General features: G+C 67.7%; 20 protein-coding genes. 11 read left to right on the top strand and 9 right to left on the bottom strand.

Features of this window, described 5'->3' with window-relative positions:
* From hslU to tatC, 9 genes are all read left to right on the top strand, one after another.
* The gene (gene hslU, locus QLQ83_RS03635) at positions 1-1323 is read left to right on the top strand and encodes an ATP-dependent protease ATPase subunit HslU (protein ID WP_282734201.1); all 1323 of its coding nucleotides are present in this window, start codon (positions 1-3) and stop codon (positions 1321-1323) included.
* Positions 1324-1385: 62 nt separating this feature from the next.
* Positions 1386-1769, top strand: a complete 384-nt coding sequence (locus tag QLQ83_RS03630) for a gamma-butyrobetaine hydroxylase family protein (RefSeq protein ID WP_282734200.1) — start codon at positions 1386-1388, stop codon at positions 1767-1769.
* Between the two features lie 256 nt (positions 1770-2025).
* Positions 2026-2781 carry a bifunctional demethylmenaquinone methyltransferase/2-methoxy-6-polyprenyl-1,4-benzoquinol methylase UbiE gene (gene ubiE / locus QLQ83_RS03625; protein WP_282734199.1) on the top strand — a complete coding sequence of 252 codons (756 nt, stop codon included), beginning with the start codon at positions 2026-2028 and terminating at the stop codon, positions 2779-2781.
* 7 nt (positions 2782-2788) lie between these two features.
* Positions 2789-3430 carry a ubiquinone biosynthesis accessory factor UbiJ gene (locus QLQ83_RS03620; protein WP_282734198.1) on the top strand — a complete coding sequence of 214 codons (642 nt, stop codon included), beginning with the start codon at positions 2789-2791 and terminating at the stop codon, positions 3428-3430.
* A complete protein-coding gene (ubiB, locus tag QLQ83_RS03615; protein ID WP_282734197.1) occupies positions 3427-5049 on the top strand; it encodes a ubiquinone biosynthesis regulatory protein kinase UbiB in 1623 nt (540 codons plus the stop codon). The genes QLQ83_RS03620 and ubiB overlap by 4 nt, the downstream gene beginning before the upstream one ends.
* A 43-nt stretch (positions 5050-5092) precedes the next feature.
* On the top strand, positions 5093-5428 hold the full coding sequence (locus QLQ83_RS03610) for a phosphoribosyl-ATP diphosphatase (protein ID WP_282734196.1): 336 nt from the start codon (positions 5093-5095) through the stop codon (positions 5426-5428).
* Positions 5429-5480: 52 nt separating this feature from the next.
* Positions 5481-5759 (top strand): Sec-independent protein translocase subunit TatA, encoded by a 279-nt coding sequence (tatA, locus tag QLQ83_RS03605; RefSeq protein WP_282734195.1) that lies wholly within the window; start codon positions 5481-5483, stop codon positions 5757-5759.
* Between the two features lie 6 nt (positions 5760-5765).
* The gene (gene tatB / locus QLQ83_RS03600) at positions 5766-6206 is read left to right on the top strand and encodes a Sec-independent protein translocase protein TatB (protein ID WP_282734194.1); all 441 of its coding nucleotides are present in this window, start codon (positions 5766-5768) and stop codon (positions 6204-6206) included.
* Positions 6203-6970, top strand: coding sequence for a twin-arginine translocase subunit TatC (tatC, locus tag QLQ83_RS03595; protein WP_282734193.1), 768 nt, complete (start codon positions 6203-6205; stop codon positions 6968-6970). Before tatB ends, tatC begins: the two co-directional genes overlap by 4 nt.
* A 118-nt stretch (positions 6971-7088) precedes the next feature.
* Here the strand turns inward: tatC and elbB are convergent, their stop codons facing one another.
* Positions 7089-7751: an isoprenoid biosynthesis glyoxalase ElbB gene (elbB, locus tag QLQ83_RS03590; protein WP_282734192.1), complete on the bottom strand. Its 663-nt coding sequence runs from the start codon at positions 7749-7751 to the stop codon at positions 7089-7091.
* Positions 7752-7978: 227 nt separating this feature from the next.
* Here elbB and hemB point away from each other — a divergent pair, with 227 nt between their 5' ends.
* Complete coding sequence (gene hemB / locus QLQ83_RS03585; protein ID WP_411971112.1) at positions 7979-8980, top strand: porphobilinogen synthase; 1002 nt, start codon at positions 7979-7981, stop codon at positions 8978-8980.
* 46 nt (positions 8981-9026) lie between these two features.
* Entirely contained in the window at positions 9027-11231 is a 2205-nt protein-coding gene (gene ppk1, locus QLQ83_RS03580; protein ID WP_407650028.1) for a polyphosphate kinase 1, read from the top strand.
* A gap of 1 nt (position 11232) precedes the next feature.
* Here ppk1 and QLQ83_RS03575 read toward each other — a convergent pair whose 3' ends face one another.
* The 8 genes from QLQ83_RS03575 to rho all read right to left on the bottom strand — a co-directional run bounded on the left by QLQ83_RS03575 (position 11233) and on the right by rho (position 18086).
* Positions 11233-11745: a DUF3087 family protein gene (locus tag QLQ83_RS03575; RefSeq protein WP_282734190.1), complete on the bottom strand. Its 513-nt coding sequence runs from the start codon at positions 11743-11745 to the stop codon at positions 11233-11235.
* A gap of 66 nt (positions 11746-11811) precedes the next feature.
* Entirely contained in the window at positions 11812-12876 is a 1065-nt protein-coding gene (locus tag QLQ83_RS03570; protein ID WP_282734189.1) for a 3-deoxy-7-phosphoheptulonate synthase, read from the bottom strand.
* Between the two features lie 298 nt (positions 12877-13174).
* A complete protein-coding gene (locus QLQ83_RS03565) occupies positions 13175-13300 on the bottom strand; it encodes a hypothetical protein (protein WP_282734188.1) in 126 nt (41 codons plus the stop codon).
* 63 nt (positions 13301-13363) lie between these two features.
* The gene (locus tag QLQ83_RS03560) at positions 13364-13492 is read right to left on the bottom strand and encodes a hypothetical protein (protein WP_257125510.1); all 129 of its coding nucleotides are present in this window, start codon (positions 13490-13492) and stop codon (positions 13364-13366) included.
* A gap of 150 nt (positions 13493-13642) precedes the next feature.
* The gene (gene folM / locus QLQ83_RS03555; protein ID WP_282734187.1) at positions 13643-14356 is read right to left on the bottom strand and encodes a dihydromonapterin reductase; all 714 of its coding nucleotides are present in this window, start codon (positions 14354-14356) and stop codon (positions 13643-13645) included.
* On the bottom strand, positions 14353-15132 hold the full coding sequence (locus QLQ83_RS03550) for an NAD(P)H-flavin reductase (protein WP_282734186.1): 780 nt from the start codon (positions 15130-15132) through the stop codon (positions 14353-14355). The genes folM and QLQ83_RS03550 overlap by 4 nt, the downstream gene beginning before the upstream one ends.
* Positions 15133-15150: 18 nt before the next feature.
* On the bottom strand, positions 15151-16638 hold the full coding sequence (gene ubiD / locus QLQ83_RS03545; RefSeq protein WP_282734185.1) for a 4-hydroxy-3-polyprenylbenzoate decarboxylase: 1488 nt from the start codon (positions 16636-16638) through the stop codon (positions 15151-15153).
* A 188-nt stretch (positions 16639-16826) separates the two neighbouring features.
* The gene (rho, locus tag QLQ83_RS03540; protein ID WP_282734184.1) at positions 16827-18086 is read right to left on the bottom strand and encodes a transcription termination factor Rho; all 1260 of its coding nucleotides are present in this window, start codon (positions 18084-18086) and stop codon (positions 16827-16829) included.
* Between the last annotated feature and the right edge of the window lie 341 nt (positions 18087-18427).

The raw sequence follows: 18427 nt of genomic DNA, 5'->3' as shown, positions 1-18427 counted from the left end.
ATGACCCGGATGACCCCCCGCGAGATCGTCCACGCCCTGGACCAGTACATCGTCGGCCAGCAGGACGCCAAGCGCGCCGTGGCCATTGCCCTGCGCAACCGCTGGCGTCGCATGCAGCTCGACGGTGAGCTGCGACATGAGGTGACGCCCAAGAACATCCTGATGATCGGCCCCACCGGCGTGGGCAAGACCGAGATCGCGCGCCGCCTGGCCAAGCTGGCCGGCGCCCCCTTCATCAAGGTCGAGGCCACCAAGTTCACCGAGGTGGGCTATGTGGGCCGCGACGTCGAATCGATCATCCGTGACCTGACCGAGGCCGCCATCAAGCTGGTGCGCGAGCAGGCCAAGGCCGAGGTGGGCCACCGTGCGGAGGACGCCGCCGAGGAGCGCATCCTCGACGCCCTGCTGCCACCGCCCCGTGGCCAGGAGGACGAGCCCCGCCAGGACAGCTCGACCCGCCAGATCTTCCGCAAGAAGCTGCGCGAGGGACAGCTCGACGACAAGGAGATCGACATCGAGGTCACGCCCCAGGGTTCCGGCGTCGACATCATGACCCCGCCAGGCATGGAGGAGATGACCAGCCAGCTGCAGAACCTCTTCGCCGGCATGGGCAAGCAGAAGAGCGAGATCCGCCGGGTGGCGGTAAAGGACGCCTTCGGCCTGCTGCGTGACGAGGAGGCCGGCAAGCTGGTCAACGAGGACGACATCAAGAGCCGCGCCGTCGAGGCGGTGGAACAGAACGGCATCGTCTTCCTCGACGAGATCGACAAGGTCTGCAAGGGCAGCGGCCAGTCCAGCGGTGGCGAGGTCTCCCGCGAGGGCGTCCAGCGCGACCTGCTGCCGCTGATCGAGGGCTCCACGGTCTCCACCAAGTACGGCATGGTGCGCACCGACCACATCCTGTTCATCGCCTCCGGTGCCTTCCACCTGTCGCGCCCATCGGACCTGATCCCCGAGCTGCAGGGCCGGCTGCCGATCCGCGTCGAGCTCAACGCCCTGACGCCGGAGGACTTCAAGCGCATCCTCACCGAGCCCTCCGCCGCGCTGACCAAGCAGTACCAGGCGCTGCTGGCCACCGAGGGGCTCGAGGTCGCCTTCACGGAGGACGGCATCGCGCGCATCGCCGAGATCGCCTGGAAGGTGAACGAGGGCACCGAGAACATCGGCGCCCGCCGACTGCACACCGTGATGGAGCGCCTGCTCGAGGAGGCCTCGTACCTGGGTGGCGACTTCGGCAGCCCGCTGTCGATCGATGCCGCCTACGTCGACTCCCAGCTCGGCGAGCTGGCGATGGACGAGGACCTGTCGCGGTATATTCTCTAAGCCACGGGCTTCGCACCTCGAGCCACGCGAAGCTCGAGGTGCGAAACAAGCCAGGAGGTACCATGACAGCCCCGATTCCCACCAGGGTGCATTACCACAAGAAGGACCGAGAGCTCGAGCTCACCTACGAAGGCGGCGAGAGCTACCGGCTGCCGGTGGAGTACCTGCGGGTCTTCTCGCCCTCCGCCGAGGTACGCGGCCATGGCCCCGATACCGCCACCCTGCAGGTGGGCAAGAAGCACGTCGGCCTGAAGGACATCACCCAGACCGGCCGCTATGCCCTCAAGTTGCACTTCGACGACGGCCACGACAGCGGGCTCTTCAGCTGGGACTACCTTTACGACCTGATCCGCAGGCGCGAGGCCAACTGGGCCGACTACCTGCGCCGACTGGAAGAGGCCGGCGCCTCCCGGGAGCCCCTGGGCATCGAGATCAAGCAGCTCTGACAGCAAGACTTGTCGCCTGCCCTCCCCTCGGCTGATCCGGCGACAGGCCTGCGAGGGGGCGCTGTGAACCCTTCCCTGGGCGCTACCGACGCCATCCATGGCGTAGGACCCCCTCTTCGGCCTGTCCCCGGCGCCCTCGGGGTCACCTCAGTGACTCCCTGCGTCAAGACAATCGTCGCCGGGGAAGGCTACAATGGCGCCCATTGCGAGGCCGCCAGGCCTCCCCCCATCACAGCGATTCGGGAGCCCCCACGGCATGAGCGCCAGTGACAAGCACACCACCCACTTCGGCTATCAGGAAGTCCCGGTCGGGGAGAAGGCCTCGCGCGTGGCCCATGTCTTCCACTCGGTGGCGGCCCGCTACGACGTCATGAACGACCTGATGTCGATGGGCATCCATCGCCTGTGGAAGCGCCTGACCATCGAGCGTTCCGGCGTGCGCCCGGGCCACAGCGTGCTCGACATCGCCGGCGGCACCGGCGACCTGACGGGAAAGTTCTCGCGCATGGTGGGCCCCCGCGGCCGGGTGGTGCTGGCCGACATCAACGAGTCCATGCTGCGGGTCGGCCGCGACAAGCTGCTCGACAGAGGCATCGGCGGCAACGTCGAGTACGTGCAGGCCAACGCCGAGTGCCTGCCCTTCCCCGACAACACCTTCGACTGCATCACCATCGCCTTCGGCCTGCGCAACGTCACCGACAAGGACGCCGCGCTGCGCTCCATGACCCGAGTGCTCAAGCCCGGCGGACGCCTGCTGGTGCTGGAGTTCTCCAAGCCGGGCAACCCGTTGTTCTCCAGGGCCTACGACGAGTACTCCTTCCGCCTGCTGCCGAAGATCGGCGAGTTGGTGGCGAGCGACGCCGACAGCTACCGCTACCTGGCCGAGTCGATCCGCATGCACCCCGACCAGGAGACCCTCAAGGCGATGATGGAGGCCGCCGGGCTGGAGCGCGTCGAGTACACCAACCTCACCGGGGGCATCGTCGCCCTGCACCGCGGCATCAAGCTGTGAGGGCATGATGGCGTTGTCTCCCACCCTGCTGCTGGCCGGCCTGGAACGCACCCTGAACGCCCTGCTCGCCCGCGATCCGGCGGCGCCGTCGCGCCTGGCCCGGCTGGCTGGCCAGCGCATCCTGTTGCGCCTGGAGCGCCCCGCCCTGGCGCTGGCCATCCACTTCCACCCGGCCGGCCTCGACCTGCTGCGCCCCGTCGACACCGCCGAGGAGGGCTTCGACGCCGTGGTCGAGCTGGATGCCGAGACTCTCGGCGAACTGCTGGGCGGGGCCTCCGTCGAGCGCCTGATGTTCCAGGGCAAGCTCGCCGTGCGGGGGCGCACCCATCTGCTGGAAGCGACCCGCGACCTGCTGCTCGACCTCGACCTGGACTGGGAGGCGGAACTCGCCCGCTGGCTCGGCGACATCCCGGCCCATAGCCTGGCCGAGGGGCTGCGCAGCCTCTCCCGATGGGGCCTGCGCACCCGCCAGGAGTTCTGCGCCGACGTGGGCGAATATGTCTTCGAGGAGGCACGGCTGCTGCCGGGGCGTCACCAGCTCGAGGCGCTGCGCGACCAGCTGACCGAGGTGGAGATCGCCACCGACCGCCTCGAGGCGCGCCTGGCGCGGCTGCGACGTCGCCTGGCCCCGCCGGAGACGACTCGATGATCCTGCGGCTCACGCGCATCTTCTGGGTGATCACCCGCTACCGGCTCGATACCCTGCTGCCGCTGGAGCGGATGCCCTGGTGGCTGCGCGGCCTGTTCACGCTTTCACCGCTGCGCCTGGTGCCGATCGGCGACCGCTCCCGGGGCGTGCGCCTGCGCCTGGCGCTGGAGTCGCTGGGGCCGATCTTCGTCAAGTTCGGCCAGATGCTCTCGACCCGCCGCGACCTGCTGCCCGAGGACATAGCCGACGAACTGCAGCGGCTCCAGGACCAGGTGCCGCCCTTTCCCGGCCACCAGGCCATGGCCCTGGTCGAGGAGGAGCTGGGGATGTCGCTGGAGGATGCCTTCGCCAGCTTCGAGCCCGAGCCCCTGGCCTCGGCCTCCGTCGCCCAGGTGCATGCCGCCCGGCTGCACGGGGGCGAAGCCGTGGTGGTCAAGATCATCCGTCCGGGGATCGAGCGCGTGATGCGCCAGGACATGGCGTTGATGTATCGCTTCGCCAGCGTGCTGGCAAGAATTCCCGAGGCCCGCCGACTGCGCCCGGTGGAAGTGGTTCGCGACTACGAGGCCACGCTCTTCGACGAGCTCGACCTCACCAAGGAGGCCGCCAACACCTCCCAGCTCAAGCGCAACTTCAAGGGCTCGCCGCTGCTCTACGTGCCGGCCATCCACTGGGCACTGACCCACCACCGGGTGATGGTGCAGGAGCGCATCTACGGGGTCCCGGTGGCCGATACCGCGGCGCTGCTCGCCCAGGGCACCGACCTCAAGAAGCTGGCCGAACGCGGCGTGGAGATCTTCTTCACCCAAGTGTTCCGCGACAACTTCTTCCATGCCGACATGCACCCGGGCAACATCTTCGTCTCTTTCGAACATCCCCACGACCCGCAGTACATCGCCATCGACTGCGGCATCGTCGGCAGCCTGACCCGCGAGGACCAGGACTACCTGGCACGCAACCTGCTGGCCTTCTTCCACCAGGACTACTACGAGGTGGCGGCGCTGCACATCGAGTCGGGCTGGGTGGGCGAGGGGACCCGCGCCAACGAGTTCGCCGCGGCGATCCGCACGGTGTGCGAGCCGATCCTCGAGAAGCCGCTCAAGGACATCTCCTTCGGCCAGGTGCTGCTGGGCCTGTTCCAGACCGCTCGACGCTTCAACATGGAGGTCCAGCCGCAGCTGGTACTGCTGCAGAAGACGCTGCTCAACATCGAGGGGCTCGGCCGCCAGCTCTACCCCGACCTGGACCTGTGGAGCACCGCCAAGCCCTACCTGGAGCGCTGGATGAAGGAGCGCGCCGGCGCCAGCGGCCTCTGGGAGTCGCTCAAGCGACAGGCCCCGGAGCTCTCTCGTCAACTGCCCGAGCTGCCGGTGCTCGCCCACCAGGTCCTCACCCGAACCGAGCTGGAACACCGCCAGCGGCGCCGCCAGGTCGACGCCATGGGCGGGATCTCCCGAGCGCTGAGCCAGCGGGGCAGGAGCCAGCGGCGGCTTCGGCTGGGCCTGCTGCTGCTGGTCGCCGCTCTCGCCTGGCAGCCGCTGAGCGAGTGGGCCGCAGGTCAGCCCTGGCCGGCCCTGGCCGCCGCCGCCCTCGGCGTGCTGCTGCTGGCCTGGCACTGATGTCCGCCCCGCTCTTCCACCCACTGCAACGGAACCTTCTCCCATGAGCGATATCCTCGACCGTCTTCACGTTGTGCTCGAAGAACGCCGCCGGGCGGAGCCACAGGATTCCTATGTGGCGGCCTTGCATCACAAGGGACTGAACAAGATACTCGAGAAGGTCGGCGAGGAAGCCACCGAGACCCTGCTGGCCGCCAAGGACGCCGAGCATGGCGACGAGTCGGCACGCCAAGCGTTGATCGCCGAAACGGCCGACCTGTGGTTTCATAGCCTGGTAATGCTCTCGCACCTGGGCCTCGACCACCGCCAGGTCCTGGATGAGCTGGCCCGCCGCTTCGGCGTCTCCGGACACGACGAGAAGGCCGCACGGCAACCCTAGCGTCAACTGGCCCTTCCGGGACCTCCCGGAGCCCCAACCTGAGGAAGCAACTATGTTAGGTGGTATCAGTATCTGGCAGCTGCTGATCGTTCTCGGCATCATCATCCTGATCTTCGGCACCAAGAAGCTGCGCAACGTCGGCGGTGACCTGGGCGGCGCCGTGAAGGGCTTCAAGAAGGCCATGCACGAGGAAGAGAAGGATAAGGACGAGGGCGAGAAGGCGGACGACCCCCAGGCCCGCGTCAGCCATGACGAAGAGGTCAATACCTACGACGTCAAGGCCGAGCAGAAGGCCCATGACAAGGAAGAGCACCAGGAAGAGCGCAAGTAACCCGCCATGTTCGATATGGGCTTTCTCGAACTGATGCTCATCGGCGTGGTGGGCCTGCTGGTGCTGGGTCCCGAGCGCCTGCCCAAGGCGGCGCGCACCCTGGGGCTGTGGATCGGCAAGATCAAGCGCACCGTCTCGGGCATGCAGCGCGAGATCAGTGCCCAGCTCGAGGCGGAGGAGCTGCGCCAGAAGCTCAACGAGCAGCAGAAGAAGCTCGACGAGGGCGTCCAGCAGGTCAAGCGCGGCGTGGAGAGCATCGCCGAGGACGAGAGCGGCAAGCGCCCGTCGGCCTCGGCCGGTGACGATACCGGCGAAGCCCCGCCGGCCGCCCCTCCCGAGAAGCGGCTCGATGACGCTCTCGCCAGGGCCCGCACGGGCAGCGAGGCCGATGATTCCCAGCGCCCCGCCGATGCCTCCAACGCCGACAAGGATTCTGCCCCCCGATGAGCAAGACCGGTGACCCCAAGGAGCAGAACCAGGCCCCGCTGATCGAGCACCTGATCGAGCTGCGCTCGCGACTGATGCGCGCCGTGATCGCGATCCTGGTGATCTTCCTGGGCCTCTATGCCTTTGCCAACGACATCTACTCCTTCGTCGCCCAGCCGCTGATGGCGCTGCTGCCGGAAGGATCGCAGATGATCGCCACCGAGGTGGCCTCTCCCTTCCTCGCGCCCTTCAAGCTGACCCTGGTGGTGGCGGTGTTCGCCGCCATTCCCTACGTGCTGCACCAGGCCTGGGCCTTCGTGGCCCCGGGGCTCTACGACAACGAGAAGGCGCTGGCGCTGCCGATCCTGGCCTCCAGCGTGGCGCTGTTCTACGGTGGCGCCGCCTTCGCCTACTACGTCGTCTTCCCGCTGCTGTTCCAGTTCTTCACCCAGACCGGGCCGGAGAACGTCGCGGTGATGACCGACATCAACCAGTACCTGAACTTCGTCCTCAAGCTGTTCTTCGCCTTCGGGGTGGCCTTCGAGATCCCCATCGCCACCTTCCTGCTGATCCTCTCGGGCGCCACCACGGTGGAGAGCCTGTCGAAGAAGCGCCCCTACGTGGTGCTGGGCTGCTTCGTCATCGGCATGCTGCTCACCCCGCCAGACGTGGTCTCCCAGAGCCTGCTGGCGGTGCCGATGTACCTGCTCTACGAGGTCGGTCTGCTGTTCGGTCGCCTGGTCCGCCGCAAGCGGGAGAAGGACGAGGAAGACGAGGAAGCATAGCGCCAAGCGGCCAAGGCCAGCACGATAAGACCCGACTAAGACCCAACCCGGCAAAAGCAAGCCCCGAAGCTCGAAGACTTCGGGGCTTGCTTGTAGCTCGGCGCTCGGCGCTTAAAACTTACAGGTCCATCAATTCGTCGATGCGGTCGACCAGCTTGAAGATGCCGGTGGCGGCCTCGCTGATGCGCGTGGCCAGCATGTAGGCCGGGGTGGTCACCACGCGGTTCTCGAAATCCACCACGATGTCCTCGACCCCGCAGCTGCGGTGCAGGCCGCCCATGGCACTGATCGCCCCGGCGACGCCCGGATCGTGCCCCACGGTCACGGCGATGCCGGGGCCGAGCAGGCGCGGCACCAGCACCGGGCTGATGCACATCAGGCCGATCGGCTTGCGCGCCTCATGGAAGCCGGACAGCGCCTCGGTGAGCTCGTCGAGCACCTGCATGCCATCCCCAGCCTCGGCGAAGTTCGAGAGGTTCTTGGCGACACCGAAGCCGCCGGGGAGGATGATCGCATCGAAGTCGTCGGCCTCGAGCTCGTCGAGGGGCGCGATCTCGCCGCGGGCCAGGCGCGCCGACTCGGTCAGCACATTGCGACGCTCGCCGTCGGCCACCTCGCCGCGACGATGATCGACGACATGATGCTGCTCGATGTCGGGGGCGAAGCAGCGATAGCCCAGGCCCAGCTGATCGAGGCGCAGCAGGGTCAGGGTGGTCTCGTAGATCTCGGCACCGTCCTGCACCCCGCATCCCGAGAGGATGACCGCCACCTGTTTGCTCATGCCTTTCTCCTTGAAGGTAGGCGCCCGGCGAAGCCAGGCCCTGAAATCCGCAAGCCTTCACTTTAGAGAGTCGGCCAGGGTGCGACAAGGCGCGGCTTTCGACGCCGGGCGACACTGATATACTCGAGGCATTCGACTCCCGCTGTCATCAGGCCGTCATCCGGCATCGCCATAATGACGGGGGCGGCGGTCCCGATCCCCCTATCCGGAGAGACGCCTTGAGCTTCATGACCACACGCCAGTTCCCGACCTCACGCCTGCGCCGCATGCGCCGCGACGACTTCTCGCGCCGCCTGATGCGCGAGCACACCCTGACCGCGGCCGACCTGATCTGGCCGGTGTTCGTGCTCGAGGGCGAGGGCCAGCGCGAGGCGGTGCCCTCCATGCCGGGCGTCGAGCGGCTGTCGCTCGACCTGCTGATCGAGGAGGCCCGGGAGGCCTTTGCGCTCGGCATCCCGGCCATCGCCCTCTTCCCGGTGGTGGGCACGGCGCTGAAGAGCGAACTGGCCGAGGAGGCCTACAACGCCTCGGGCCTCGTCCAGCGCAGCGTGCGCGCCCTCAAGGAGGCGATCCCCGGGCTCGGCATCATCACCGACGTGGCGCTCGACCCCTACACCAGCCACGGCCAGGACGGCATCCTCGACGAGGCGGGCTACGTCCACAATGACCGCACCGTGGAGACCCTGCTCAAGCAGGCGCTCTCCCACGCCGAGGCGGGCGCCGATGTGGTGGCCCCTTCGGACATGATGGACGGCCGCATCGGCTCGATCCGCCACGTGCTGGAGCAGGAGCAGCTGGTCAACACCCGGATCATGGCCTACAGCGCCAAGTACGCCTCGCGCTACTACGGCCCCTTCCGCGACGCCGTGGGCTCCGCCGGCAACCTGGGCAAGGCCGACAAGACCACCTACCAGATGGACCCGGGCAACGGCGACGAGGCGCTCCACGAGGTGGCCCTGGACCTGGCCGAGGGGGCCGACATGGTGATGATCAAGCCCGGCATGCCCTACCTGGACGTGGTGCGCCGGGTGAAGGACGAACTCAAGGTGCCCACCTTCGCCTACCAGGTGAGCGGCGAGTACGCCATGCACATGGCCGCCTTCGAGAACGGCTGGCTGGAGGCGGACGCGGTGATTCTCGAATCGCTGCTCTGCTTCAAGCGCGCCGGCGCCGACGGCGTGCTGACCTACTTCGCCAAGCGCGCGGCCAGGCTGCTCGCGACGACATAGCCGACGGGAGGGACAGCGCCCTTCCGCCCGACGACAGGGAAACCCCATGGAAGAGACACGCGGTCCCGACCGGCAGCCCGACATGCCCACCCAGACGGGGGGCGGCGAGCCCCCCGAGCCTCCCGCCCCGCGGTTGAACCAGACCCGCACCGGCATCAAGCCCAAGGCGCTGCCGGACCCGGAGGCAGACCTGGCCGACCCCGGGCTCTACTTCAACCGCGAGCTCTCCCACCTTCAGTTCAACGTCCGGGTGCTGGAACAGGCCCTGGACGAGGCTCATCCGCTGCTCAACCGGCTGATGTTCCTGCTGATCTTCTCGTCCAACATGGACGAGTTCTTCGAGATCCGCGTGGCGGGCCTCAAGAACCAGGTGCTGCTCGGCGATGATGCCACAGGCGCCGACGGTCGCTCGCCCCGCTCGGTGCTGGCCGAGATCGCCCAGATCGCCCATTCCCAGGTGGCGCGCCAGTACCAGATCCTCAACGAGGTCCTGATCCCCGCCCTGGAGGCCCAGCGGCTTCGCTTCCGTCGCCGCGGGGACTGGTCCGAGGCCCAGGGCGCCTGGGTGCGCGACTACTTCGAGACCGAGATCATGCCGGTGATCAGCCCCATCGGCCTGGACCCTTCTCACCCCTTCCCACGCCTGGTCAACAAGAGCCTCAACTTCATCGTCCAGCTCGAGGGCAAGGACGCCTTCGGCCGCGAGGGGGGCCTGGCCATCCTGCCGGCACCCCGCTCGCTGCCGCGGGTGATCGCCCTGCCCGAGGCGCTCTGCGAGGCGGGCTTCAGCGAGTACGTCTTCCTCTCCTCGATGATCCATGCCCATGCCGAGGAGGTCTTTCCCGGCATGACGGTACTCGGCTGCTACCAGTTCCGACTGACCCGCAACGCCGACCTCGCCGTGGACCCCGAGGAGGTTTCCGACCTCGCCTCGGCGCTGCGCGGAGAGCTGCTGTCGCGGCGCTACGGTAGCGGGGTCCGGCTGGAGGTGGCCGACAACTGCCCCGACGAGCTGGCCGAGTTCCTGCTCAGGCAGTTCCAGCTCGAGGAGCCGGACCTCTTCCGGGTCAACGGCCCGGTGAACCTGACCCGCATGATGTCGGTGCTGGGCGACGTGGAGCGTCCCGAGCTGCTCTATCGCCCCTTCACCCCCGGCCTGCCCAAGGCACTGCGCAAGGCCGACAGCGTGCTGGCCGCGATCGCCGATGGCGACATCCTGCTCCATCATCCCTTCCAGTCCTTCTCCCCGGTGGAGGAGATGCTCGGGGAGGCCGCGCGGGACCCGGACGTGCTGGCCATCAAGCAGACCCTCTACCGCACCGGCGCCGACTCGCCCATCGTCAACGCCCTGGTCGAGGCCGCCGGCAACGGCAAGGAGGTCACGGTGGTGATTGAGCTACGGGCACGCTTCGACGAGGCCGACAACCTGGCCCTGGCCTCGCGCCTGCAGGAAGCCGGGGCCATCGTCATCTACGGGGTGATGGCCTACAAGACCCACGCCAAGATGATGCACATCGTGCGTCGTGAACGGGGCAAGCTGCGCCACTATGCCCACCTGGGCACCGGCAACTACCACTCGCGGACCGCCAAGCTCTACACCGACTATAGCCTGCTCACCGCCGACCCGGTGCTCTGCGCCGACGTGCACAAGGTCTTCCAGCAGCTCTCGGGCATGGGCCGGGCCCGGCACATCGAGCAGCTGTTGCACGCCCCCTTCACCCTGCACGAACAGATGGTGGCCAAGATCGACCGGGAGGCCGAACATGCCCGCAAGGGCAAGCGCGCCCACCTGATCATTAAGTGCAACTCGCTCACCGAGCCGAAGCTGATCCAGGCCCTCTACCGGGCCTCGCGGGCCGGGGTGGAGTGCGACCTGATCATCCGTGGCATGTGCTGCCTGCGCCCGGGCATTCCCGGCATCTCGGAGAACATCCGGGTGCGCTCGATCATCGGCCGCTTCCTGGAGCACACCCGGGTGTTCCATTTCCACAACGACGGCAAGCCGGAGACCTGGGGCTCCAGCGCCGACTTCATGGCGCGCAACATGTTCCATCGGGTCGAGACCTGCTTCCCGCTATTGGACAGGAAGCTGGCCGCCCGGGTCCGCAAGGACCTCGAGACCTACCTGGTGGACAACTGCCAGAGCTGGCTGCTGCGCAGCGACGGCCTCTACGTCAAGCAGCAGCCCGGCGGTGCGGCCCCGATCAGCGCCCAGGAGACCCTGCTCTTCGCCTATGCCGCCAGGGCCTGACTCAGCCCTTGCGGAACGCATCCAGGTCATGGGGGTCGAGCCCGGATACGCGCTCGGGCAGGCCGCGCTCGCGACGGGCGGTACGCACCACCTCGCGCTCGGCGAGCAGTTCGGCATCGTCGTCCAGGGTGCGGCCATTGAGCTCGGCGAGCTGGGCCATGCCCTGGTGGTAGAAGGCGAGCACCGCCAGCGCCGTGTCGTTGCCCTCCGCCATGCCGCGGCGCAGCGCCGGCAGGTAGCCGCTGACCCGGGACAGCTGGTGCTTGAGCTGCCAGACATAGCGCATCTCGGTCATCCAGGGGCGCTCGCGCAGCACCGCGAACACCAGGCTGGTCGCGACCAGCCCCAGCAGCACGCCCAGGGCATTGAGCCAGAAGCTGGAGCCGAAGGCCGTGGTCAGCAGCTGCGAGAACACCAGCCCGAAGACGATCAGCTGGCCGGCCATGGCCAGGCTGATCAGCTTGGCCTTGCGGCGGTAGGTCTCGGGGTCGTGGTCCTCGAACTGGAACGGCATGGGAACTCCGGGTAGCGAATCGGCAATCGACGGCATTATCCCGACATCGCCATCCGGGGTACAGGGCTAGCGAAGTCGCTCGGCTGCCGTCAGCAGCAGATGCTCGGTGGTCTCCCAGCCGAGGCAGGCATCGGTGACCGAGACCCCATGGCGCAGCCGGCCCGGCGCAAGCGCCTGCTTGCCCTCGTGGAGATGGCTCTCCAGCATCAGCCCCGCCAACGCCGTCTCGCCGGCCAGGCGCTGGGCCAGCACGTCGAGCAGCACCTCGCTCTGGCGGCGGTGGTCCTTGAGCGCATTGGCGTGGCTGCAGTCGACCATCAGCCGCGGCGACAGGTTGGCGTCCTCCAGGGCGCGGCGTGCCGCCTGGACATGGGAGGCCTGGTAGTTGGGCTCGCCGTGGCCGCCGCGCAGCACCAGCTGGGTATGAGGGTTGCCTGCCGTATCGCGCACCGCCGGACGCCCCTCTTCATCGAGCCCGAAGTGGCTGTGCGGGTGCGCCGCGGCGCGCATGGCATCGAGCGCCACGCCGATGTCGCCGCCGGTGGCGTTCTTGAACCCCACCGCCGCCTCGAGGCCGCTGGCCAGCTCGCGGTGAAGCTGCGACTCGGTGGTGCGGGCCCCGATGGCCACCCAGGCGAGCAGGTCCTCCAGGTAGGGCGCCAGCATCGGCTGCAACAGTTCGGTGGCCACCGGCAGCCCCAGCTCGGCCACCTCGCGCATCAGCCGCCGCGACACCTCGAGGCCGCGGGCCATATCGCCGCTGCCGTCGAGGTCCGGGTCGTAGGCCAGCCCCTTCCAGCCCACGGTGGTGCGCGGCTTCTCCACGTAGACGCGCATCACCGGGAGCAGTCGGTCCTCGACCCGGGGCGCCAGTGCGGCCAGGCGGCGGGCGTACTCCAGGGCCGCCTCGGGGTCGTGGATGGAACAGGGGCCCACCACCACCAGCAGACGGTGGTCATGGCCGGCGAGGATCTCGTGGATGGCTCGGCGCTGGGCCCCTATCCGGGCCACCAGTTCGGGAGAAAGCGGCAGTTCGCGGCGCAGCTCGCCGGGGGTGGGCAGCGGCCGGGCCGGGTTGGCGGCGGAGCGCAGGGGCTCGGCCAGGGGGGCGGCGGCAAGGGAAGCGTTCATGGCGTCATCAACTCCGGGTAGCGGTCATACATCGTGTCGGTCGGGTGCCACCGATCTCGCTACGGCCGGGCGTGGCGGAGTGAGCCGACCGCAGCTCGCTAAATCGCCAGTAGCCATAATAGCCCGCGAACCCCCGGGTCTGGCGGATGGCGATGGATGCGGTCATGGTCCCTCTCCTGGATGTCGGTTGTATGGACGGGGGCCGTGAAATGCGGAACCCCCGGGCGGGGCGGCCGTCCGGGGGTTCTGGCGGAGGCGGCCCTGGTGAGGTACCTCCCGGCGATGTCGCGTCTTGCGTTCAGGACATGGCCACGGGCACCCCGGGAATAAACCAGTAACCAGACCAATAGCCGCACACAGCGAACGCCTCGCTGCCATTGCGGGCAACGTGAGAGGCGGGCTTGACGCGGTGGGTCATGATCATGGATCGCTCCTGAGGTTTCGCCTCATCCTGCCGCATTGCGGCATGGCTGGCAAGGGCCTCCGCTCAGCCGGCGAACAGCTGGTACCAGCCGATGGTGGCCGGCAGGGCGCTCATGGCCACCAGCACCACCAGGCCCAGCACCACGGACAGCAGGCCGCTGTCGTCCTTGAAGTTCGTGTCGTGTCCCGCCATGTGTCGCTCCTTTTATCGTGTCAGGGTAGAGCCGCATTCTAGCGAAGATGGCCGCATCCGGCACGACACCGATGGTCGCAGCCAGGTTTCGCTAGAGGCTGATCCAGCGCCTCGCCCCTTCCTGACTGATACTCCCCGGTGGTTGCAGGCTCAGCGCAGGTGGCGCCCGCCATCCACCGGCAGGGTCACGCCGGTGACGTAGCGATTGTCGAGCAGGTAGCGCAGGCTCTGATAGATCACCCCGGGGCCGGGAATCATCTCCATCGCCGACTTGGCGCGGGCCTTCTCGGCGTAGGCCTCGTCATCGCCCTCGTTGAGCATGATCATCGCCGGAGCGATGGCATTGACCTGGATCATCGGGGCGTACATGGCGGCGAAGGAGAGCGTCAGGTTGTCCAGCCCCGCCTTGGTGGCGGCGTAGGCGGCGTGCTTCCTGGAGCCCTTCTGCACCACGTAGTCGGTCAGGTGCACGATGTCGCGCTGGGGCTCGCTGCACGCCTCGAGCAGCGCCCGGGCATGCAGGTTGATCAGGTAGGGCGCCAGCATGTGGATGCGAAACAACCGCTCGAAGGTAGCTCCCGCCTCGGGGCCGCTGGAGTCCGGCGCCCAATCGCTGGCGTTATGGACGACCGCTCTCAGGGAAGGGGTTGCCTCCTTCAGCCTGGCGAGGAACGCCAGGATGCCCGCCTCCGTCGAGAAGTCGGCCGACAGGGTGACGATGCCCCGCTCACGCAGCGCGTCCAGCTCGGGCCGCTCGCGGCGATAGCTGATGATCACCGGGTGGCCGTCGTCGCGCAGCCGCTCGGCACAGTGGCGTCCCAGGCGCTGGGCGCCACCGGTGATCAGGATCGGCGAGGCGCTCATGACCGCGCCTCCCTCACCAGGCTGCCCGCGGTGGGCACGATGGGGTCCCGCGGCGCATAGGCGAAGACATCCGAGAAGACGCGTGAGGGCGCCAGGCCCAGCGAGGCGAGCACGTCGACGCAGGCATAGACCATGCCCGGCGAGCCGGAGACGTAGACGTCATGCCCCGAGACGTCATCGAGGGTCGTCGCCAGGGCCTGGTCGATCCGGCCGCGGTGGCCGATGACCCGCTCCCCCGCCACGGCTTCCTCGGGCGCGACCTCGGTCACGGCGTGGAAGCGGACATTGGCATGCGCTTCCACCCACGCCCGGGGCAGGCGCTCCAGGTAGAGGTCGCGACGCTCGCGGGCCGCCCACCAGAGGTCGATTTCTCGCGCCGGATCATCGTGCAGCGCCGCCTCGACGATCGCCTTCATCTGGGAAAAGCCGGTGCCGGCGGCGACCAGCAGCAAAGGTCGCGTGCTGTCCGGGTCGAGGATGCAGTCGCCGCCGGGCAGGCGCAGGGTCAGCCGCTCGGCCACCTGCATCAGCTCGCGCAGGCGGGCGGAGTTCTCCCGCTCGGGCCAGTGCTGGATGTGAAGCTCGATGGTGCCATCGCCGGCATGGGCGTTGGCGATGGAGAACGGCACCCAGAGGTCCTCCTCCAGCTTCAGCTCCAGGTACTGGCCGGGATCATGGGCCACGGCCTCGGGCCGGCCCTCCAACTGGACGCGGAAGACGTCCGGGGTGAGATCCTCGACCTCGGTGACCAGGCAGGTCAGGGTCCTTGGCGTCATGAAAGCCTCATGAAATTGTCAGAATGTCGCGTTGTCAGGGAGCTCGATGCCCAGCTCGTTCCAGCGCTCGCTGACGCGGGCCTTGACGGCCTCGTCCATGACGATGGGCGTGCCCCACTCGCGGTCGGTCTCGCCGGGCCACTTGCTGGTGGCGTCCAGGCCCATCTTGGAGCCGAGTCCCGCCACGGGGGAGGCGAAGTCCAGGTAGTCGATGGGGGTATTCTCCACCATCACGGTATCCCGGGCGGGGTCCATGCGCGTGGTGATGGCCCAGATCACGTCCTTCCAGTCGCGGGCACAGACGTCGTCGTCGAGCACCACCACGAACTTGGTGTACATGAACTGGCGCAGGAAGCTCCACACGCCCATCATCACCCGCTTGGCGTGGCCCGGGTACTGCTTCTTCATGGTCACCACCGCCATGCGGTAGGAGCACCCCTCAGGCGGCAGGTAGAAGTCGACGATCTCGGGGAACTGGCGGCGCAGGATGGGCACGAACACCTCGTTCAGCGCCAGGCCCAGGATCGCCGGCTCGTCGGGCGGACGGCCGGTGTAGGTGGAGTGGTAGATCGCGTTCTCGCGCATGGTCATGCGCGTCACCGTGAACACCGGGAACTGCTCGACCTCGTTGTAGTAGCCGGTATGGTCGCCGTAGGGACCCTCGGGGGCCATGTCGTCGGGGTAGATGAACCCCTCGAGGATGATCTCGGCGGAGGCCGGTACCTGGAGGTCGGCATGGCCGCAGCTGACCAGCTCGGTGCGTGAGCCGCGCAGAAGGCCGGCGAAGGCATACTCGGAGAGGCTGTCGGGCACCGGCGTCACCGCCCCCAGGATGGTGGCCGGGTCGGCGCCCAGCGCCACCGCCACAGGGAAGGGCTCGCCGGGATGGGCCTGCTGGAACTCCTGGAAGTCCAGCGCCCCGCCGCGATGGGAGAGCCAGCGCATGATCAGGCGGTTCCTCCCGAGCTTCTGCTGGCGATAGATCCCCAGGTTCTGGCGGGTCTTGTGGGGCCCCTTGGTGATCACCAGGGGCCAGGTGACCAGCGGCGCGGCGTCGCCGGGCCAGCAGTGCTGGATCGGCAGGCGGTCGAGGTCGACCTCGTCGCCCTCGTAGGCGAGCGCCTGCACCGGTGCCGAGCGCACCGTCTTCGGCCCCATGCTCATCACCTGCCGGAAGATCGGCAGCTTGCTCCAGGCGTCGCGAAACCCCTTGGGCGGTTCGGGCTCCTTGAGGAAGGCGAGCAGCTCCCCCACCTCGCGCAATGCGGCGACCGAGTCCTGGCCCATGCCCATGGCCACCCGCTTCGGCGTGCCGAAGAGGTTGCCGAGCAGCGGCATGGCATGGCCTTTGACGTTCTCGAACAGCAGCGCCGGGCCCCCGGCACGCAGGGTACGGTCGCAGATCTCGGTGATCTCGAGGTAGGGGTCGACCTCGGCGGTGATGCGCTTGAGCTCGCCCTGGGCCTCGAGCACCGCGATGAACTCGCGCAGGTCCTTGTACTTCATTCGGATTTCCCGATTCCAGAATGACGAAAGGGGCAGCATAGCATGCCCCTTGAATACGTCTGCTGTGTTGCCCTGGCAAGCGACGCCGGGGACAGGCCGGAGAGGGGGTTACAGCGCCTCTTCGACGGTCCGGCGCTCCGGGGCCTGTCGCCGGGTCAGCCGCGCAGTGGCATTCCCGGCAGCCATGGTCAGCGGCGTTTCATCGCTTCGAAGAACTCGAGGTTGGTCTTGGTATCCTTCAGGCGGTCGATCAGGAACTCGGTGGCCGCGGTATCCTCCATGGGATTGAGCAGCTTGCGCAGGATCCACATGCGCTGCATCTCGTCCTCGGAGGCGATCAGGTCCTCGCGGCGGGTGCCGGAGCGGCGGATGTTGATCGCCGGGTAGACGCGGCGCTCGGCCAGCTTGCGGTCCAGGTGCGCCTCCATGTTGCCGGTGCCCTTGAACTCCTCGAAGATCACCTCGTCCATCTTGGAGCCGGTATCGACCAGCGCCGTGGCGATGATGGTCAGGCTGCCGCCCTCCTCGATGTTGCGGGCCGCACCGAAGAAGCGCTTGGGCTTCTCCAGGGCATGGGCGTCGACGCCGCCCGTGAGCACCTTGCCGGAGCTCGGCACCACGGTGTTGTAGGCCCGCGCCAGGCGGGTGATGGAGTCGAGCAGGATCACCACGTCCTTCTTGTGCTCGACCAGGCGCTTGGCCTTCTCGATCACCATCTCGGCGACCTGCACGTGGCGCGCCGGCGGCTCGTCGAAGGTCGAGGCCACCACCTCGCCGCGCACCGTGCGCGACATCTCGGTCACTTCCTCCGGGCGCTCGTCGATCAGCAGCACGATCAGGTGGCACTCGGGGTTGTTGCGGGTGATGGAGGTGGCGATGTTCTGCAGCATCAGGGTCTTGCCCGCCTTGGGCGGGGAGACCAGCAGGCCGCGCTGGCCCTTGCCGATGGGCGCCACCAGGTCGATGATCCGCGCCGTGAGGTCCTCGGTGGAGCCGTTGCCGATCTCCATGCGCAGCCGCTCCTGGGGGAACAGCGGCGTGAGGTTCTCGAACAGGATCTTGTGCTTGGCGTTCTCCGGCTTGTCGAAGTTGATCTCGCTGACCTTGAGCAGCGCGAAGTAGCGCTCCCCTTCCTTCGGCGGGCGAATCTTGCCGGAGATGGAGTCGCCCTTGCGCAGGTTGAAGCGCCGGATCTGGGAGGGCGAGACATAGATGTCGTCGGGACCGGCCAGGTAGGAGCTGTCGGCACTGCGCAGGAAGCCGAATCCATCCTGCAGGATCTCCAGCACGCCATCGCCGAAGATCGGCTCGCCGCTCTTGGCATGCTTCTTGAGGATGGCGAAGATGATGTCCTGCTTGCGGGAACGTGCCAGGTTGTCGATGCCCATCTCGCGGGCAATCTCCAGAAGCTCCGGCACTGGCTTTTGCTTGAGTTCGGTAAGATTCATCGGTGTGTTCAGAATTCGCTCGTGGAAGCCGGGCGGCAGTGCGCCGTGAGGAAAGACAGGAGGCGAGACGATGACGCCCTGTGGATGCGTTCAGAGCCCGGACAGGCTACCTCTCGTCATGCTGCATCGTATGGCCATGGGCGGGCGACCGCATTCTGGGTTGCCGGGCCGATATCGGAAGCGAGGAAGCAGGTTCGTTTTCGCCTGACCTGCGGGTCCGGGCCAGGCGGCCGGGATCGCGGGCTGAAGCAGTGGGCTGTCTGACGACTTGGAAACTGACCGTGACGGGATCGCCGCGAGACGGTCGGGAAGCATTCGGAACAGGCGAACGACCCGATACT

This window comes from Halomonas rhizosphaerae (assembly GCF_030010555.1).
Taxonomy (GTDB): domain Bacteria; phylum Pseudomonadota; class Gammaproteobacteria; order Pseudomonadales; family Halomonadaceae; genus Halomonas; species Halomonas rhizosphaerae.
This window is presented reverse-complemented; position numbering and strand designations above follow the sequence as displayed.

Bases quoted from the DNA above. Each gene is read 5' to 3' on its own strand.
- QLQ83_RS03570 (WP_282734189.1), bottom strand. From the start codon at position 12,876: ATGAACGCTTCCCTTGCCGCCGCCCCCCTGGCCGAGCCCCTGCGCTCC.
- QLQ83_RS03610 (WP_282734196.1), top strand. From the start codon at position 5,093: ATGAGCGATATCCTCGACCGTCTTCACGTTGTGCTCGAAGAACGCCGC.
- tatB (WP_282734194.1), top strand. From the start codon at position 5,766: ATGTTCGATATGGGCTTTCTCGAACTGATGCTCATCGGCGTGGTGGGC.
- ubiD (WP_282734185.1), bottom strand. From the start codon at position 16,638: ATGAAGTACAAGGACCTGCGCGAGTTCATCGCGGTGCTCGAGGCCCAG.
- tatA (WP_282734195.1), top strand. From the start codon at position 5,481: ATGTTAGGTGGTATCAGTATCTGGCAGCTGCTGATCGTTCTCGGCATC.
- elbB (WP_282734192.1), bottom strand. From the start codon at position 7,751: ATGAGCAAACAGGTGGCGGTCATCCTCTCGGGATGCGGGGTGCAGGAC.
- QLQ83_RS03575 (WP_282734190.1), bottom strand. From the start codon at position 11,745: ATGCCGTTCCAGTTCGAGGACCACGACCCCGAGACCTACCGCCGCAAG.
- QLQ83_RS03565 (WP_282734188.1), bottom strand. From the start codon at position 13,300: ATGATCATGACCCACCGCGTCAAGCCCGCCTCTCACGTTGCCCGCAAT.
- QLQ83_RS03550 (WP_282734186.1), bottom strand. From the start codon at position 15,132: ATGACGCCAAGGACCCTGACCTGCCTGGTCACCGAGGTCGAGGATCTC.
- rho (WP_282734184.1), bottom strand. From the start codon at position 18,086: ATGAATCTTACCGAACTCAAGCAAAAGCCAGTGCCGGAGCTTCTGGAG.
- QLQ83_RS03630 (WP_282734200.1), top strand. From the start codon at position 1,386: ATGACAGCCCCGATTCCCACCAGGGTGCATTACCACAAGAAGGACCGA.
- ubiB (WP_282734197.1), top strand. From the start codon at position 3,427: ATGATCCTGCGGCTCACGCGCATCTTCTGGGTGATCACCCGCTACCGG.
- hemB (WP_411971112.1), top strand. From the start codon at position 7,979: ATGACCACACGCCAGTTCCCGACCTCACGCCTGCGCCGCATGCGCCGC.
- folM (WP_282734187.1), bottom strand. From the start codon at position 14,356: ATGAGCGCCTCGCCGATCCTGATCACCGGTGGCGCCCAGCGCCTGGGA.
- hslU (WP_282734201.1), top strand. From the start codon at position 1: ATGACCCGGATGACCCCCCGCGAGATCGTCCACGCCCTGGACCAGTAC.
- ppk1 (WP_407650028.1), top strand. From the start codon at position 9,027: ATGGAAGAGACACGCGGTCCCGACCGGCAGCCCGACATGCCCACCCAG.
- QLQ83_RS03560 (WP_257125510.1), bottom strand. From the start codon at position 13,492: ATGGCGGGACACGACACGAACTTCAAGGACGACAGCGGCCTGCTGTCC.
- QLQ83_RS03620 (WP_282734198.1), top strand. From the start codon at position 2,789: ATGGCGTTGTCTCCCACCCTGCTGCTGGCCGGCCTGGAACGCACCCTG.
- tatC (WP_282734193.1), top strand. From the start codon at position 6,203: ATGAGCAAGACCGGTGACCCCAAGGAGCAGAACCAGGCCCCGCTGATC.
- ubiE (WP_282734199.1), top strand. From the start codon at position 2,026: ATGAGCGCCAGTGACAAGCACACCACCCACTTCGGCTATCAGGAAGTC.